Below are 13,952 nucleotides of genomic sequence, written 5' to 3' on the forward strand. Positions count from 1 at the left end.
CGGAATCAGAGGGTCTTTTTCCGCCCCCGCCCGTCGTGCGACCATGGACGCGGACACGCCGACCGACGAGGTTCTCGACGAACTCTTCTCTACTATCGAGTCGCGGAAAGCCGAGTTACCCGAGGGGTCGTACACGACGACCCTGTTCACGCACGAGAAAGGCGAGAACTACGCCCTCGAAAAACTCGGCGAAGAGATGACAGAGACCATCCTCGCGGCGAAAGACGACGACCGAGAGGAACTGCTCTACGAGAGTGCAGACCTCGTCTACCACCTGCTCGTCGTACTGGCGATGAACGACGCGTCGCTCGACGACCTGCGCGAAGAACTGAAGAGTCGATTCTGAGGTCGACGAGCCGATTCTGTCGGAGGGACAGTAGCCTCGACTGGTTCTGTCGCCCGGTTACTGGAATCGAACGCCGAGGTCGTGGAGTCCCTCGTTGTGCTGGGCGACGTTGATGAGAAGCGGGGTAACCGCCTCGATTTCCGCCGCGTTGGCGAGGGCACCGCCGTCGAGAGCACGGAGTCCGTCGATGCCTTCGGCGAGGAGTCGAACCGTCTCTTTCGCGTCGGGGTCGTCGGCGACGAGGAGTGTGTCGATGCCGAGGTCGGCGTCGAGGTCGGCGAGACGACCGGCCGCGAGGTTGTGGAACGCACCGACGACCGGGATTCCATCGGGTGCCGCGTCGGCGACGAGTGCCGTCACACTCCCTGCTTTCGGTGGGTGGTAGTGGAACCCGTCGTCGTCGCGTTTGATTCCGGTCGCGGGAGTGACGAGGATGTCTCCATCGGCGAGTGAGTCAGAGACAGTCTCGATGGTGTCGGCGACGTGGTACGGCGGCACGGCGAGGACGACGACCGTCGCGCGGTCGGCGGCCATCTCGTTCGTGAAGCCGTTGACCTTCACGTCGAGTCCGCGACTGGAGAGTTCCGTCTCGTACTCGTCTGCCTTCGCGCGGGCTTTGTCCGGGTCGCGCGACCCGATGATGACCTCGTGGTCGGTGTGGTAGGCCCAGCGGAGAGCGAGTCCTTCGCCGATGTCGCCGGTCCCACCGAGGAGTGCGATTCGCATACCCACATGTGCGGACTGGGGTGACGTAAAGGGTTACGCGTCCGGTGGGTTCTGCCTCGTGTTTTTCGGGCGACAACTTCGGTGCCGTCCGCCGCTCGTCGCTGGATTCGACACGACGTCCGTCACTCGTCGTCGGGTTCGAAGAGCGCTTGTACCCGTTCGAATCCGTCGCGGTAGACCAACCACCACGCCACCGCCGGTGCCAACAACAGCGCAGGGCCGACGAGCAGGAGTTGCACGAACGGGTCTGGTGGGGTGAGGTACGCTCCGACGACGAAGACGACTGCGTCGAGTGCGAGGAGCGTGACGATGAACGCGCGGAAGTGCCCCATCAGCGACCACCCACCGGCTGTCTCGTCGACGAACCCATCATCAGTCGAGGAGGCCCGGAACGTCGTTCACGTCCTCTACGACCGCCGATGCGCCGATTTCGGCGAACTTCTGTCGGCCCTCGTCGCCGGTGAGGCCACCTGAGAGGACGCCGACGCCGTAGTAGACGCGTTCTGGGTCGGCGGCATCTGCGTTCAGCGCCGTCTTCACGTCGTCGAGGGTGTCGCCGACGAAGACGACAGACCGAGCGTCGAGTCGTTCGGCGACAGTCACGAGTGCTGCAGGGTGTGGTTTGCCGTTGTCCCAGTCGTCCATCGTGAATCGGTGGTCGTCGTCTACGTCGAGTGCGACCCGGTCGAGGGCGATGTCGGCCTCCGCGGATGGTCGACCAGTGACGACGCCGACTTCACGGTCACCGAGGGCGTCGAGCGTCTCGGGGCGGAGCAAGACTGGTTCGTCGTGGATGTAGCCAGCTGCTTCGAACGGCGGGTCGCCACCTTCGAGGTCACGATAGAGGTCAGCGCCGAGGTAGAGCGCCTGAAACGTCTCACGGAGGCCATCCGTATCCCACTGCTCGAAGACGATAGCCGGGTCGTCGAGCGTCGCTTCGACCACGGCCTCGGCGGCGTCGAGACCACCGCCGCGTTCGGCAATCTCGTCGGTGAACTCGGCGAGTGAGACATCGACTTCACGGGCGGCGAGAACGTAGAGTGCTGCCGCGTAGGTCAGTTCCCAGTCGTTGTTGAACCCGCCGGCGTCCTTGAACTGCTGGACGTCGTCACGGGAGATGGTCGTGCCGTAGGTTCGGTCGACAGACTCGACGATGGCGCGCCGGTAGGAGTCGGCGACGTCGACGAGTACCCCGTCGATGTCGAAGACGACAGCGTCCGCGTGCATACCTGAACGGTGTAACGGGGAGGCAAGTGCCTTACTCTTGTCGGCGAGGTGGGTGCGGGCCGTTGGGTGCTCGTAGGCCCCGAGGTGCTTGCAAGAGACGTGTGGCCTGCCAAACTACCGCCGAGCGCCGGGTCCATCGTCGGCGACGTAGAGCGTATCGCCGGGAAGCGACACTCTGCGGACCGGAATCGACGGTTCGTCGTAGCCGAGCGTCGTGAAAAGAAAATCAGCGTCTGCGCGACGGGCGACGCGGGCAGTGGGTGCGTGGAGTTCGACGGGGACGTTCAGCGCGTAGATTGCATCGGCGCCCTCGTAGGGGCCGAGTTCGGGGGCGTCTGCGCGGGCGACCACGTCGTCGCGGACGAATCGAACACCCTCGGGGACGGGAACGTCGTACACGTCGACGGCGACGACGGAGACGCCGCGTTCGGCGAGTTCGGCGGCGACGGCAGACGCCCGTCCGATACCAACTTCGACCACTCGCTCGTACCCATCCAACCGAGTTACGAGAGCGTCGCGCAACGAATCTCTCACGTCGGGATATTTATGAAGCGCCACCGCTTAATCCCTCGCATGCTTGTCGATATCGTGCCTATCGGGGATATCTCTGCCGCAGTCAAGCGAGAGGCATCCGCGGGGCTTCGGTCCGTCTACGATTGTGACGTGACCGTCCAGTCGAATCAAGCCATCCCCGAAGGCGCGTTCGATAGAAGCCGAAATCAGTACCGGGCAGAACAATTTATCGAACTGACGAGTCGGGTGGGGCGCGGCGAAAAGAACATCGGAATCACGGCACAGGACCTCTACTACCGTCGCCGAAACTACGTCTTCGGGCTGGCGTACCTCAACGGCAACGGCTCTGTCATCTCGACGTACCGCCTCCAGACCTCCTCAGACGGCGGCATCACGAACAAACCCGCCGACGAAGTCCTCTCGGACCGCGTTCGAAAGGAAGTCGTCCACGAAATCGGCCACACACTCGGCCTCGAACACTGCGACAACAACAAGTGCGTGATGTCCTTCTCGCCGACGGTCCGCGAAGTCGACGTCAAAGAAGAGAACCTCTGCGGCACCTGTAGTCGTCTCATCCACTAATTCTCCGGACGCGATAGCAGTCTCCTCCTTTTTTCTCGTCACGGCACGTGTATTCATCCATGAACTTCGTCGTTGCAGTAGATGGGTCTGAGGCCGCCGACCGTGCACTCGACTACGCCCTCACGATGGTCGAACCGCTGGGTGCGACGATTACCATCGTCCACTCGGTCGAACCGCACGTCGTGGTCGAAGGAGGAACCGAACCCGTGACCGGAATCGGTGACGCGGGTGACCGACTCGCCGCCGAGAGTCTCGAAGACGCCGAAGCGCGCGGAGAGCGTGTCCTCGAAGAGGCACTCGAACACGTCACCGAGGCAGGCGTCGAAGCGACGACCGAACTCCTCTACGGCGACCCCGTCGAGGCGCTTCCGGCGTACGCAGACGACGTCGGTGCCGACGGTCTCTTCGTCGGCCACCGCGGCATCTCGAAACGGTACGAGGGTCTCGTGGGGAGCGTCGCCAAGGAAATCGTCGAACGGGCGTCGTGCCCGGTCACCGTCGTCCGCTGAATGCTCCACCTCGACGGGGGCGCAGGCGGCGGACAACTCGTTCGAACAGCACTCTCGCTCTCACTCGTGACTGGCGAGGCGTTCGAGATGGAGAACATCCGCGGCACCCGTTCACCGCCGGGGCTCAAAGCACAACACGTCGCGTGTGTCTCGGTCGCCGAATCGGTCGCAGATGCCGACGTTGACGGCGGCGTCGAAGGGTCCGAAACCCTCCGGTTCGACCCCGGCACGGTGACGAGTTCGCCCGTCGACGTGTCGGTGGGGACGGCCGGAAGCACGACACTGGTCAGTGAGACACTACTTCCCGTCGCCGTCGCCCTCGACGACCCACTGACACTCACCGTCTCGGGCGGAACCGACGTTCGGTGGTCGCCGCCCGCAGACTATCTCCGGTACGTGAAGCGCCCGCTGTGTTCGCGGTTCGGTGTCTCCTTCGACGTCGCCGTGAACCGACGTGGGTTCTACCCAGCAGGCGGCGGACAACTCACGGTTCGAATCGACCCGTCGGACCCCGACCCACTCGACTTCCGCAGTCGTCCGCCACTCGACGCCCTCGACGTGTACTCAGTCGCCAGCGACGCACTCGCCGAGGCGTCGGTCGCCGACAGGCAAGTCGAAGGCGTCCGCGACGCCCTCGCCGATGCGGGAATCGACGTACCGATTCGACCGTCTGTCACCTACACCGAGAGTACCTCACCGGGGACTGCTGTGGTTCTCGCCGCACGGTGCGGAGACGTCGTCGCCGGATTCGACGCCTACGGCGAGCGTGGCGTCCCCGCAGAGACGATTGGGTCGCGGGCGGCCGAGGTGTTCACCGAGTGGTACCGTGGTGACGCACCACTCGACCGGCACATGGCCGACCAACTGCTCGTCTGGGTCGCGCTCGCCGGAGGGCGCATCCGGATTCCGGCAGTGACCGAACACGTCCAGACCAACCTCGACGTGATTCGGGCCTTTGGCTACGATATCGACGTGCGTGAGGCTGACGACGGGGTGCTCGTCGAACACCTCGAATAGTCGCTTTTCAGGGCGCGTACGTCCCGGTCAGTCGTGTCTCACCCAATACGTGGCCGTCGATGGCGCGTTCGAGGTGCGACTTCGTCGCACCCGATTCGAGTGAGAGTTCCGTGTCGAGAGCGTACAGCACGAATCGGTAGGTGTGTTCGCCGTCCGGCGGGTTGGGGCCGCCGTACCCGCGACTGCCGTAACTGTTCGTCCCTTCGACGGCACCGGGCGGTGAATCGTCTTCGGCGATTTCCGACGTGGCGGGGTCGACGTTCCAGACGACCCAGTGGTCCCACACCTGTCCCGCTGGTTTCACCGCGTCGGGGTCGTCCATCACCAGCGCCAACGACTTCGCCTCCGCCGGGACGCCCTCGATTTCGAGTGGGGGACTGACGTTTTGCTTCGTGTAGCCGTACTCTCGGGGAATCGCGGTTCCGTCGTCGAACGCGGGACTCCGCAGCGTGAGTGTCCCCGACGCGTCGCTCTGGTCGGCTGGTTCCATAGGAACTCCTTGGTCGACCAGTGACAAAACGGTTGGTTCGGTCGAAACGACTGGTCTCAGGTGAGAGGGCCGTTCTACTGGGCACTACGGCGAGGCGGTCACACGTATCTCGATTCCGTCTGGGTCGGAGACGACGAGTGTGCCGTTCGACTCCTCGACGGCGTGACCTGCTTGCGTCAGCGACTCGCGGACGACGTGGAGCGTGTCGGCGTCGGGGACGACGACTTCGAACCACGAGATGCCACGACCCTCACCCGCCGGCGCGCGTCGTCCGTTCCAGCGGTTGAGTCCGACGTGGTGGTGGTACTCGCCTGCGGCGACGAACGCGGCGTCTGGATAGCCATCGTCGCGGAGGTTCATCCCGAGGGCGTCGGTGTAGAAGGCGAGCGACTGCGCGAGGTCCGAAACTTCGAGGTGGACGTGTCCGAGGTCGGTCCCGCTCGGCGCAGAGTCGTCACCATGGGCGTCCGCGAGGAGTGATTCGAGGTCCAGCGGGAGCGTGTCCATCTTCACGCGACCATCGTCTGTCCGTGGCCACTCGTCTCGCGGCCGGTCACGGTAGATTTCCACGCCGTTTCCTTCCGGGTCGCGGAGGTACAGTGCCTCACTCACGAGGTGGTCGGATGCGCCAGACAACGAGGTGTTGTCTCGGATTCGAGCGAGGGCGTCACCGAGTGCGCCCCGGTCGGGGACGCGAACCGCGAGGTGGAACAGTCCGGTCTGCTCGCGTCTTCGTCTGGGTGCATCCGGGTCTTCGTCGAGGACGACGAGTGGGTCGTCACCGGCAGTGCAGACGGCCTGGGACCCCTCGCGTTCTACGTCGAGGCCGACGACATCACGGTAGAACGGAACGAGAGTATCGAGCGACCCGACACGAAGCGTGACTCTCCCGAGGTGCGTCGCATCCGTCAACGAAGCGGATTCAGAAGTGGAGTTCGTCATACTCGGTGTTCGCCAGTAATCGAGAAAAATACTGCAGTATCACGGGTGTAACCAACGACGGCGAGTGTCACTGGGCCGGGTTCGTCAGACGACGAGAGACACTCGCTGTTCGCTGAAGAATCGACTGACTGAGAACGGCCGGAAACGCGAGCCCGACTACTCGGCGTAGTAGTACTCGCCAGACCGCTTCTGTTCGCGGTCGAGTTGCGAGTTCGGCTTGTTGATGCGCGGGCGCTGGGTGCGCTCGTCGCGGCGGAACGTGATGTCGAGGTCCGACAGGAAGTCGTTCATGCCGTCGCGCATCTCCTGCGGTTTCGAGGCGTGACCTTCGATGGATGGTTCGCCGTCGAAGACCATCAGGCGGTCCGCGAGCAGGTCCATCATGTAGATGTCGTGGTCGATGACCATGACCGTCGCGTCGTGATTTTCGGCGTAGCGGCGGATAGCCGACGTAGCCTGCACACGCTGTTCGACGTCGAGGTGGGCCGACGGTTCGTCGAGCAGGTAGAGGTCGGCGTTCTGCGAGAGGCACGCCGCGATGGCGACACGCTGGCGCTCACCGCCGGAGAGGTCGGTGAGGTTGCGTTCCATGATGCGGTTGAGTTGCAGTGGGTTCGCAATCTCGGTGTTCCAGTACGACGACCCGAACTGGTCGGTGATAGACGAGAGGAACGCGTCCACGCGCATCGGTTGGTCGATTTCGATGTACTGCGGCTTGTACGAGATGTCGAGTGCGAAGTCGAGTTCGCCCACGTCGGGCGTCAGGTCGCCCGTGAACATCTGTGCGAGCGTCGACTTCCCGATACCGTTGGGGCCGACGATACCGAGGACTTCACCGTTGTAGATGGTCCCGGCGTCCACGTCGAGGGAGAACTCGCCCTCGCCGTAGGACTTCCGGATTTCCGGGTACTCGATGAGAGGTTCGGCCTTCGTCGTCTCACGAGGCGCGTGTTCCTCGAAGGTAATCGCTCCCGGGCGAATACGCATGTTCTCGTTCGTGAGATAGCCCTTCAGGTACTCGTTGATGCCGTTTCTGACAGACTTGGGGTCGGTGACGACACCGTACGCCCCGGGTTCACCGTACGCGACGTGGAGCGTGTCGGCGAGCAAGTCGAGAATCGCCAGGTCGTGTTCGACCACGAGGACCGCTCTGTCTTCTTCTTCGGCGAGTTCGCGGATGAGACGCGCCGCAGTGACACGCTGGCCGATGTCGAGGTACGGCGAGATCTCGTCGAGGAAGTAGAAGTCGCGGTCACGGGCCAGCGTCGCCGCGAGGGCGACGCGCTGGAGTTCACCGCCAGAGAGCGTGTCGATGTCGTTGTCGACGACGGGGCCGATGTCGAGGCGCTCGATGTACGAGTCGAGTGCGCCACGCTCGTCGGTCGCTTCGAGCAGTTCCCGGGCCTTCCCGTCGAACTGCTTGGGAATCTGGTCGACGTACTGCGGTTTCCGTGCGATGGTCACGTCACCGTCGCGAACTCGCTCGATGTAGTTCTGGAGTTCGGTGCCGCGGAAGCGGTCGAGGACCGCCTCCCACGTCGGGTCGTCGTCGTAGTTGCCGAGGTTCGGCACCATCTCGCCGGCGAGTGCGCGGACGGCGGTGGTCTTACCGATACCGTTCGGCCCGAGGATACCCGTGACGGACCCCGCCTCGGGGACCGGCAGGCCGTACAGCGAGAAGGCGTTCTCGCCGTAGCGGTGGGTCGGGTCTTCGTCGAGTTCAGACGGGAGGTTGATGATCTCGATGGCGTCGAACGGGCACTTCTCGACGCAGATACCACACGTCTCTCCGAGACATATCTCCTCGGAAATTCGGACCTGGTCCGGGCCTCCTTGTTCGGCGTCCTCGCCGCGGAGCGTGATGCACTCTTTTCCCGTCCGGTTCGGCGGACAGAAGTTCGAACACTCGTAGCTACAGCGGTCCGGAGAACACCGGTCTAAGTCGACGACTGCGATACTATCGTCTGCCATGATTAGAGCTGAACACCCGAGGTCAGCAGGATGGCGAACGAGATGAACCAGAGCGCGAACGTCATGAACACGACGTAGAGGTAATCTTTCGCCCCGGAGATGTCGATGCCGACGGCTCGAAGCACCGGGAGCTGGACGAGGATGAACGCGCCGAGGATACCAACCGCCAACTGATTGGTCGCGGCCTCGACCGTCGTCCCTACCACCACGCCGGAGAGCACCGCGGCGGCGATGCCGGCGAGGCAGGCAAGTGTTGTGACCGTCACTCCGCGTAGGTGGCCGGAGAGTTCGGTCTGCGTTTCCGTGGCCATGTGTTCCCCTGCGATAGCCGGCATCAAAAGGCGTTCGTTCCTCCGGCAGCGTCTGTCGATAAAGCGTTGTCGGCCAATCGCAAGCCAACAAGGTTTATGCTGGTCGCGCGTCTGGATTCGTAACGATGGCTGGAACAGAAGAGGAGAGTCTAGACGACCTCCCACCGAGTGCGAAGCTCGTTTTCAAAGTACTCGAATACAACGGCCCACTCACCCAGAAAGGCATCGTACAGGAGTCTATGCTCTCTGCGCGAACTGTTCGATACGCGCTCGAACGACTGGAAGGGATTGGAATCGTCGACGAGGACGTCTACTTTGCTGACGCTCGCCAGAATCTCTATCAACTGACCGACCTCGCGCCCCAGCAAGCGCAGGCGAAAGCCGACGGCGGTAAAGAGAAGGCCTGCTGCGCCGAGTAAGCGCGAACCGCTCACCGCTTCGCAGTCGGTTCCCTCACCGACGTGTTGTGACGTGTCGAAAACCAGTCGAAACTGCCGACGATTCGGCCGCGGGCCGACGTTAGGCCGGGACGACCGTGATTTGCTGCTTTTTGTCTATCGCGTCTTCGAGTTCCTCGGCGATAGCGCTGCCGCGTGAGACCTGAATGTCGCCGCCGCGGCCGACTGTCGCAGTGAACAGGTACTGGTCGTTGGCGCGGACTTCGACCGTCTCGCCGACGTGGCCGTCCATCCGGACGATGACGTGCCGAGAGGTCACTTCGGGCGTGACGACGACGCCGTCGTTCGACTGGCCGCCAGACGACTGGCCGCCGGTCGATTGGCCGGCAGGAGCGCCCTGCGACGGTTTCTCGTCGTGGGTGCGCACGTCGATGTCGATTCCGAGGCGGTCTTCCACGTCGGAGATGCGTCCGCCGCCCTTTCCGATGACGTACGAGATGTCGTCGTCTTCGACGTAGACGACGGCGCGGTTCTGTCCCTTCAAGTCGACTTCGACGTGGCCGCGGGCGATAGACCGAATCTCGCGCTCGATTTCCTGCTTGGCGAGTCGGGAGACGCCGCTTTCTTTCTTGTCGCCTTCCTCGCCGAGCGGAACGGTGACGACCTGCCGGTTGAACGTGTAAATCTCGTACTTCGGCGTGCCCGTCTCGAAGTCGCGAATCTGGATGACGGGGCGCGCGAGGTCCTCGGCGAAGAGGCCCTCGGGCACCTTCACTTCGGTACTCACGTCGTAGACCGTGTGGACCGCACCGTCTTCGATGTAGACGACGGTGTCGACCACTTGCGGAATCATGCCGAGTTCGACCCGGCCGACGAGACGCTGGAGAGCGTCGATGGCGCGCGTCGCGTGGACGACGCCGACCATGCCGACACCGGCGAGGCGCATGTCGGAGAAGACGGAGAAGTCCTCGGTCTTTCTGACTTCGTCGTAGATTGTGTAGTCGGGACGGACGAGGAGGAGTGAGTCGGCCGTCTTGGCCATGTCGCCGCCGAGAGCGGTGTACTGCGTGATGTGCGGGCCGACCTGCAAGTCACGCGGTTTCTCCATCGTCTTGACCGCGTAGTCGCTGTCGTTGAGGAACTCGGCGACGGCCTGCGCGAACGTGGACTTCCCGGCACCGGGCGACCCGGCGATGAGGACACCGCGCTGGCGCTCGGCGAGGCGGTCACGGAGTTCGTCGGCGAACTCGTAGTCCTCGAGTTCGGTCTTGACGATGGGGCGAACAGCGGTAATCTCGATACCGTCGGCGAACGGCGGACGGGCGACGGCGATACGGTAGTCGCGGAACTGGACGATGTTCATCCCCGGTTCCGAGAGTTCGATGAAGCCGTCGGGCGAGGCGCGAGCGGAGTTGACGATGTCGTCGGCCCACTCGTTCATGGTCGCCTCGTCTGTCACCTCGTCGTCGATAGTCTGGTAGTGCATCTCGCCGATTGCGCCGCGCTTGGCTTTCGGCTTGGTGTCCGTCTTGAGGTGGACAGACATCGTCTGGTCGTCGAAGAACCGCTCGATGATGAGGTCACCAGACCCGCGAACGACGGGTTCGACGTACTCGACGGACAGGCCTTTCGCTTTGGCGACTTCGGCTTGCACGACGTCGCTGGTGAGGAGTTTCGCAGACCGCTCGGCGGCGATGTCGCGGATGAGCGCGTCGATGTCACCTTCGTGTGCGCCTTTCGTCTCACCGGCGCTCGGGCGTCGACCGACGTATTTGAGTTCGATGACGCCGTCGTCGGCGAACTCGGCGAGGCGCTGGAGTTCAGAGAGACCCTCCCACCCCGTATCGCGGCCATCGTTGGCCTGCGATTCGAGTTCGCTCACGACTGCCTCGGGGACGAGAACGTCGGCACCGTCGAAGGTTCCGTCGTCGACTCGCTCGGACACACGGCCATCGATGACCGCGCTCGTGTCCGGCACTATCTTCATGCGCGGATTTTCGCGGTGGGGACGGATAAGGGTATAGATGGAGAGGACCCTTCGGGAGGGCGAATCGAGGGGGGTCGAAGTCGTCAGTCGTCTGCCGGCGAGGCGCGTTGTCGCTCGTCTTCGTCGATGACCTCGAACGACCCCACGAGTCCTTCGAGGTTCGCCGCCCGCGACGAGAGGACTGCCGCTTGCTCGGAGAGGTCACCGATGGATTCGGACTGGGAGTCCGCCGTCTCGACGACGGTCTGCGACTGCCCCGCCGTCTCTTCGGAGATGTTCGCCACGTCGTCCACGCGGACGGCGATGTCCTGTGCCGACTGCGCCTGCTGGTCTGTCGCGTCGCTCACTTCGGCCACGCTGGCGTCGATATCGGTCACCATGTCCACGATGGTCTCGAACTCCTCGATTGCCTCGCTGACGGTGTCGAGACTGTCGGTGACTTGCTGGTTCATGTCGCGCACGTCGGCCAGCGTCTCTTCGGAGTGCTCGGTGATGTCGGCGATGAGCGTGGACACTTCGTCGGCCGAATCTCGGGTCTCCTCGGCGAGCGATTTGACCTCCTGTGCGACGACACCGAACCCGTCGCCTGCCTCGCCGGCGTGGGCCGCCTCGATTGCCGCGTTGATAGCCAGCAGGTCGGTCTGTGACCCGACGTGGTCGATGAAGGCGGCGATTTCGTCTATCTTCTCGATACCGTCGGCGAGTTCGGCAACCGCCTCTGCAGTGTCGTCGATGCGGGCCTCCACGGCGTCTAACTCCTTCATCGCCGCGGTGGCGGCGTCACGCCCGACTTCACCGCGTTCAGACGCCGTCTCCGCAGTCCGAGCGACTTCGTCCGCAGAGGCCGCAATCTCTTCGACCGTCGCCGAGAGCGTGTTGAGTTCGTCGGCGACCGTCTGGAGGTGGGTCGTCTGCGTGCTCGCACCGTCGGAGATTTCGTTGACCGCCGCGGCGACTTCCTCGCTGGCGGCGTTCGCCTGTTCGACGTGTTGCTGTGCAGATGCACTCATCTCCGAGACTTCTTCGGCGAACGTCTGGACCTCGCCAAGCGTCGTCGAGAGCGTGTAGACGAGGTCGTTGTACGTCTCGGCGACGGCCTCGTAGCGTTCGTCGTCGACGCCCCACTCGCTCGTGTCGATAGTCGCCGTCAGGTCGCCGGTCTGCGCCCGTGCAGTGGCCTCGGCGAACGCTTCGACCAGGTGTTGCAGGTTCCGCGTGTAGTCCGCGAGGTCACGTTGCATCCGGTCTAACGCCTCGCCGAACTCACCCGGCATCTCCTCGTCGAACGACGGGTGGTCGAAGTCCTGGTCTGCGAGGGCAGTCGCCTGCGCCGAGACGATACAGAGGTGGTCGTGCATCGACCCGAAGTCGTCCGCGAGTCGAGCGACTTCGTCGTCGCCCTCGACGGTCGGCGGCGTCGACGAGAGGTCGCCCGCAGCGACACCGGCGGCCGATTCAGAGATTCGCTCGATTGGCGAGACGATATCTTTGCGAGTGATGAAGACGGTGTTCACGAACGCGAGAGTCGCGCCGAAGAAGAGGACGGCCGAGAGGACGAGGCGAGTCGTTCCCGTCGCGACCCACGGCAACGCGGCCTGCCCGACAGACACCACGAATTGGATGCCGACTGCCGCGACGATTTTTCGTTCGACCGAGTCCGAGACACCGAGGGCGTCCATGCTTCCCCAGAGCACCCGTTCGTATGCCGAGGCGATGCGCATACACAGACATTCACAGATTCTGGTATAATCCCGGTCCCGTATTCCCGAGGATTGAGAACACGGTGTGTCCTGCCGCCACGGCGCATACTTTTGCGGTGGTGCCGCGACACGACGGCATGGACGAACTCGACGCGCTGACGACCGACCTCGTCTCGATTCCGAGCCACGAAGACGAGACTGCCGCCGGCGATTTCATCGAGACGTGGCTTCGAGACGAGACGGACGCAGACGTGACCAGAGACGACGCGGGGAACGTCGTCGCGCGCGTCAACGCCGGCGTCGGCGAATCGCTCGCACTCGTCGGGCACCACGACGTCGTTCCGCCAGCACCCCGGCAACTGACCGACGACGGCGACTACGTCGTCGAATCGGGTGACGGACGACTCTACGGGCGGGGGTCCGCAGATATGAAAGGTGCCGTCGCGGCGTCGATGCTCGCCTTCCGAGACGCGGCCGAGTCAGCGACGAACGAAGTCGTCTTCGCGTCGTTCGTCGGCGAGGAAATCGGTGGGACGGGCGTCCGTGCGGCCCTCGACGCCGGCCTCTCGCTCGACTACGCCATCGTCGCCGAAGGCTCGACGAACTACTCGGGACCGGACCGCACCGACGTGGTGGTCGCCCACCGTGGTCGCCGGGCGAGCACGCTGGTCGTGAGCGGAACCGCCTGCCACGCGAGCGAACCCGAGCGAGGCGAGAACGCCGTCTACCGCGCCTGCGACGCGGTGGATATCGTCCGCGAATCGACGTTCCCCGAAACAGAGGTACTCGGACACACCGTCTCCGGGAGCATCGCCGTCACCGAGATAGACGGTGGGAGCGCGTGGAACGTCATCCCCGACCACTGCGAGGTGACTATCGACGAACGGACTGTCCCCGGTGGATACGCCGACCTCTCGCAGACAGAGAGCATCGAGGGTGTCGAGTGGGTGGTCGAACAGGACCTTCCCCCGATGGCGTGTGACGACGCCGAGTTCGCAGACAGAGTGCTCGCAGTCGCCGAGCGAGTTCACGAACAGCGTGGTGACAGCACCCCCGAACAGGTGACGAAACCGCACGCGACGGACGCGGGATGGTTGGCACAGGAAGGGACGACGTGTGTGGTGTACGGGGCGTCGGAACCCGGAGAGGCGCACACGAAGAACGAGAGTGTCTCGCTGGACGTGCTGGAGCGGTGTTACGAGACGTACCGTGGACTTCTCAGTGAGTGGTGAG

At 63.8% G+C, this 13,952-nt stretch carries 16 protein-coding genes; 6 read left to right on the forward strand and 10 right to left on the reverse strand.

Features of this window, described 5'->3' with window-relative positions; all coding sequences use genetic code 11:
• The first annotated feature begins 43 nt into the window (after positions 1 to 43).
• A complete protein-coding gene (hisE, locus tag AUR66_RS04285; protein ID WP_058571256.1) occupies positions 44 to 346 on the forward strand; it encodes a phosphoribosyl-ATP diphosphatase in 303 nt (100 codons plus the stop codon).
• A 57-nt stretch (positions 347 to 403) separates the two neighbouring features.
• Here the strand turns inward: hisE and npdG are convergent, their stop codons facing one another.
• From npdG to AUR66_RS04305, 4 genes are all read right to left on the reverse strand, one after another.
• The gene (gene npdG, locus AUR66_RS04290) at positions 404 to 1,072 is read right to left on the reverse strand and encodes an NADPH-dependent F420 reductase (protein WP_058571257.1); all 669 of its coding nucleotides are present in this window, start codon (positions 1,070 to 1,072) and stop codon (positions 404 to 406) included.
• Positions 1,073 to 1,194: 122 nt separating this feature from the next.
• Positions 1,195 to 1,404 carry a DUF7534 family protein gene (locus AUR66_RS04295; RefSeq protein WP_058571258.1) on the reverse strand — a complete coding sequence of 70 codons (210 nt, stop codon included), beginning with the start codon at positions 1,402 to 1,404 and terminating at the stop codon, positions 1,195 to 1,197.
• Between the two features lie 40 nt (positions 1,405 to 1,444).
• Positions 1,445 to 2,299: a TIGR01548 family HAD-type hydrolase gene (locus AUR66_RS04300; protein ID WP_058571259.1), complete on the reverse strand. Its 855-nt coding sequence runs from the start codon at positions 2,297 to 2,299 to the stop codon at positions 1,445 to 1,447.
• Between the two features lie 114 nt (positions 2,300 to 2,413).
• Complete coding sequence (locus tag AUR66_RS04305; protein ID WP_058571260.1) at positions 2,414 to 2,833, reverse strand: UPF0146 family protein; 420 nt, start codon at positions 2,831 to 2,833, stop codon at positions 2,414 to 2,416.
• Between the two features lie 39 nt (positions 2,834 to 2,872).
• On the opposite strand from AUR66_RS04305, the gene AUR66_RS04310 reads away from it, so the two are divergent.
• The 3 genes from AUR66_RS04310 to rtcA are packed head-to-tail and all read left to right on the forward strand — an operon-like array spanning position 2,873 to position 4,920.
• Positions 2,873 to 3,394: an archaemetzincin family Zn-dependent metalloprotease gene (locus AUR66_RS04310; RefSeq protein WP_058571261.1), complete on the forward strand. Its 522-nt coding sequence runs from the start codon at positions 2,873 to 2,875 to the stop codon at positions 3,392 to 3,394.
• A gap of 59 nt (positions 3,395 to 3,453) precedes the next feature.
• Positions 3,454 to 3,903 carry a universal stress protein gene (locus tag AUR66_RS04315; RefSeq protein ID WP_058571262.1) on the forward strand — a complete coding sequence of 150 codons (450 nt, stop codon included), beginning with the start codon at positions 3,454 to 3,456 and terminating at the stop codon, positions 3,901 to 3,903.
• The gene (gene rtcA, locus AUR66_RS04320) at positions 3,904 to 4,920 is read left to right on the forward strand and encodes an RNA 3'-terminal phosphate cyclase (protein WP_058571263.1); all 1,017 of its coding nucleotides are present in this window, start codon (positions 3,904 to 3,906) and stop codon (positions 4,918 to 4,920) included.
• 7 nt (positions 4,921 to 4,927) lie between these two features.
• On the opposite strand, the gene AUR66_RS04325 is transcribed toward rtcA, so the two are convergent.
• From AUR66_RS04325 to AUR66_RS04340, 4 genes are all read right to left on the reverse strand, one after another.
• Positions 4,928 to 5,410 carry a YbhB/YbcL family Raf kinase inhibitor-like protein gene (locus tag AUR66_RS04325; RefSeq protein ID WP_058571264.1) on the reverse strand — a complete coding sequence of 161 codons (483 nt, stop codon included), beginning with the start codon at positions 5,408 to 5,410 and terminating at the stop codon, positions 4,928 to 4,930.
• Between the two features lie 84 nt (positions 5,411 to 5,494).
• Positions 5,495 to 6,352, reverse strand: a complete 858-nt coding sequence (locus tag AUR66_RS04330) for a VOC family protein (protein WP_058571265.1) — start codon at positions 6,350 to 6,352, stop codon at positions 5,495 to 5,497.
• A gap of 156 nt (positions 6,353 to 6,508) precedes the next feature.
• Positions 6,509 to 8,323, reverse strand: a complete 1,815-nt coding sequence (locus AUR66_RS04335; protein WP_058571266.1) for a ribosome biogenesis/translation initiation ATPase RLI — start codon at positions 8,321 to 8,323, stop codon at positions 6,509 to 6,511.
• 2 nt (positions 8,324 to 8,325) lie between these two features.
• Positions 8,326 to 8,634, reverse strand: a complete 309-nt coding sequence (locus tag AUR66_RS04340) for an EMC6-like membrane protein (RefSeq protein ID WP_058571287.1) — start codon at positions 8,632 to 8,634, stop codon at positions 8,326 to 8,328.
• 125 nt (positions 8,635 to 8,759) lie between these two features.
• Between AUR66_RS04340 and AUR66_RS04345 the strand changes: the two genes are divergently transcribed.
• Positions 8,760 to 9,053, forward strand: a complete 294-nt coding sequence (locus tag AUR66_RS04345) for a MarR family transcriptional regulator (RefSeq protein ID WP_058571267.1) — start codon at positions 8,760 to 8,762, stop codon at positions 9,051 to 9,053.
• A 100-nt stretch (positions 9,054 to 9,153) separates the two neighbouring features.
• Here AUR66_RS04345 and AUR66_RS04350 read toward each other — a convergent pair whose 3' ends face one another.
• The gene (locus tag AUR66_RS04350; RefSeq protein ID WP_058571268.1) at positions 9,154 to 11,019 is read right to left on the reverse strand and encodes a PINc/VapC family ATPase; all 1,866 of its coding nucleotides are present in this window, start codon (positions 11,017 to 11,019) and stop codon (positions 9,154 to 9,156) included.
• An 83-nt stretch (positions 11,020 to 11,102) separates the two neighbouring features.
• Entirely contained in the window at positions 11,103 to 12,740 is a 1,638-nt protein-coding gene (locus AUR66_RS04355; RefSeq protein WP_058571269.1) for a methyl-accepting chemotaxis protein, read from the reverse strand.
• A gap of 116 nt (positions 12,741 to 12,856) precedes the next feature.
• Here AUR66_RS04355 and AUR66_RS04360 point away from each other — a divergent pair, with 116 nt between their 5' ends.
• Positions 12,857 to 13,951: a M20 family metallopeptidase gene (locus tag AUR66_RS04360; RefSeq protein ID WP_058571270.1), complete on the forward strand. Its 1,095-nt coding sequence runs from the start codon at positions 12,857 to 12,859 to the stop codon at positions 13,949 to 13,951.
• Position 13,952: the final 1 nt, after the last annotated feature.

The organism is Haloferax profundi (assembly GCF_001469865.1).
Taxonomy (GTDB): domain Archaea; phylum Halobacteriota; class Halobacteria; order Halobacteriales; family Haloferacaceae; genus Haloferax; species Haloferax profundi.

Coding starts and splice junctions, on each gene's coding strand:
- hisE (WP_058571256.1), top strand. CDS start 44: ATGGACGCGGACACGCCGACCGACGAGGTTCTCGACGAACTCTTCTCT.
- AUR66_RS04325 (WP_058571264.1), bottom strand. CDS start 5,410: ATGGAACCAGCCGACCAGAGCGACGCGTCGGGGACACTCACGCTGCGG.
- AUR66_RS04345 (WP_058571267.1), top strand. CDS start 8,760: ATGGCTGGAACAGAAGAGGAGAGTCTAGACGACCTCCCACCGAGTGCG.
- rtcA (WP_058571263.1), top strand. CDS start 3,904: ATGCTCCACCTCGACGGGGGCGCAGGCGGCGGACAACTCGTTCGAACA.
- npdG (WP_058571257.1), bottom strand. CDS start 1,072: ATGCGAATCGCACTCCTCGGTGGGACCGGCGACATCGGCGAAGGACTC.
- AUR66_RS04335 (WP_058571266.1), bottom strand. CDS start 8,323: ATGGCAGACGATAGTATCGCAGTCGTCGACTTAGACCGGTGTTCTCCG.
- AUR66_RS04330 (WP_058571265.1), bottom strand. CDS start 6,352: ATGACGAACTCCACTTCTGAATCCGCTTCGTTGACGGATGCGACGCAC.
- AUR66_RS04295 (WP_058571258.1), bottom strand. CDS start 1,404: ATGGGGCACTTCCGCGCGTTCATCGTCACGCTCCTCGCACTCGACGCA.
- AUR66_RS04340 (WP_058571287.1), bottom strand. CDS start 8,634: ATGGCCACGGAAACGCAGACCGAACTCTCCGGCCACCTACGCGGAGTG.
- AUR66_RS04360 (WP_058571270.1), top strand. CDS start 12,857: ATGGACGAACTCGACGCGCTGACGACCGACCTCGTCTCGATTCCGAGC.
- AUR66_RS04300 (WP_058571259.1), bottom strand. CDS start 2,299: ATGCACGCGGACGCTGTCGTCTTCGACATCGACGGGGTACTCGTCGAC.
- AUR66_RS04350 (WP_058571268.1), bottom strand. CDS start 11,019: ATGAAGATAGTGCCGGACACGAGCGCGGTCATCGATGGCCGTGTGTCC.
- AUR66_RS04315 (WP_058571262.1), top strand. CDS start 3,454: ATGAACTTCGTCGTTGCAGTAGATGGGTCTGAGGCCGCCGACCGTGCA.
- AUR66_RS04355 (WP_058571269.1), bottom strand. CDS start 12,740: ATGCGCATCGCCTCGGCATACGAACGGGTGCTCTGGGGAAGCATGGAC.
- AUR66_RS04310 (WP_058571261.1), top strand. CDS start 2,873: ATGCTTGTCGATATCGTGCCTATCGGGGATATCTCTGCCGCAGTCAAG.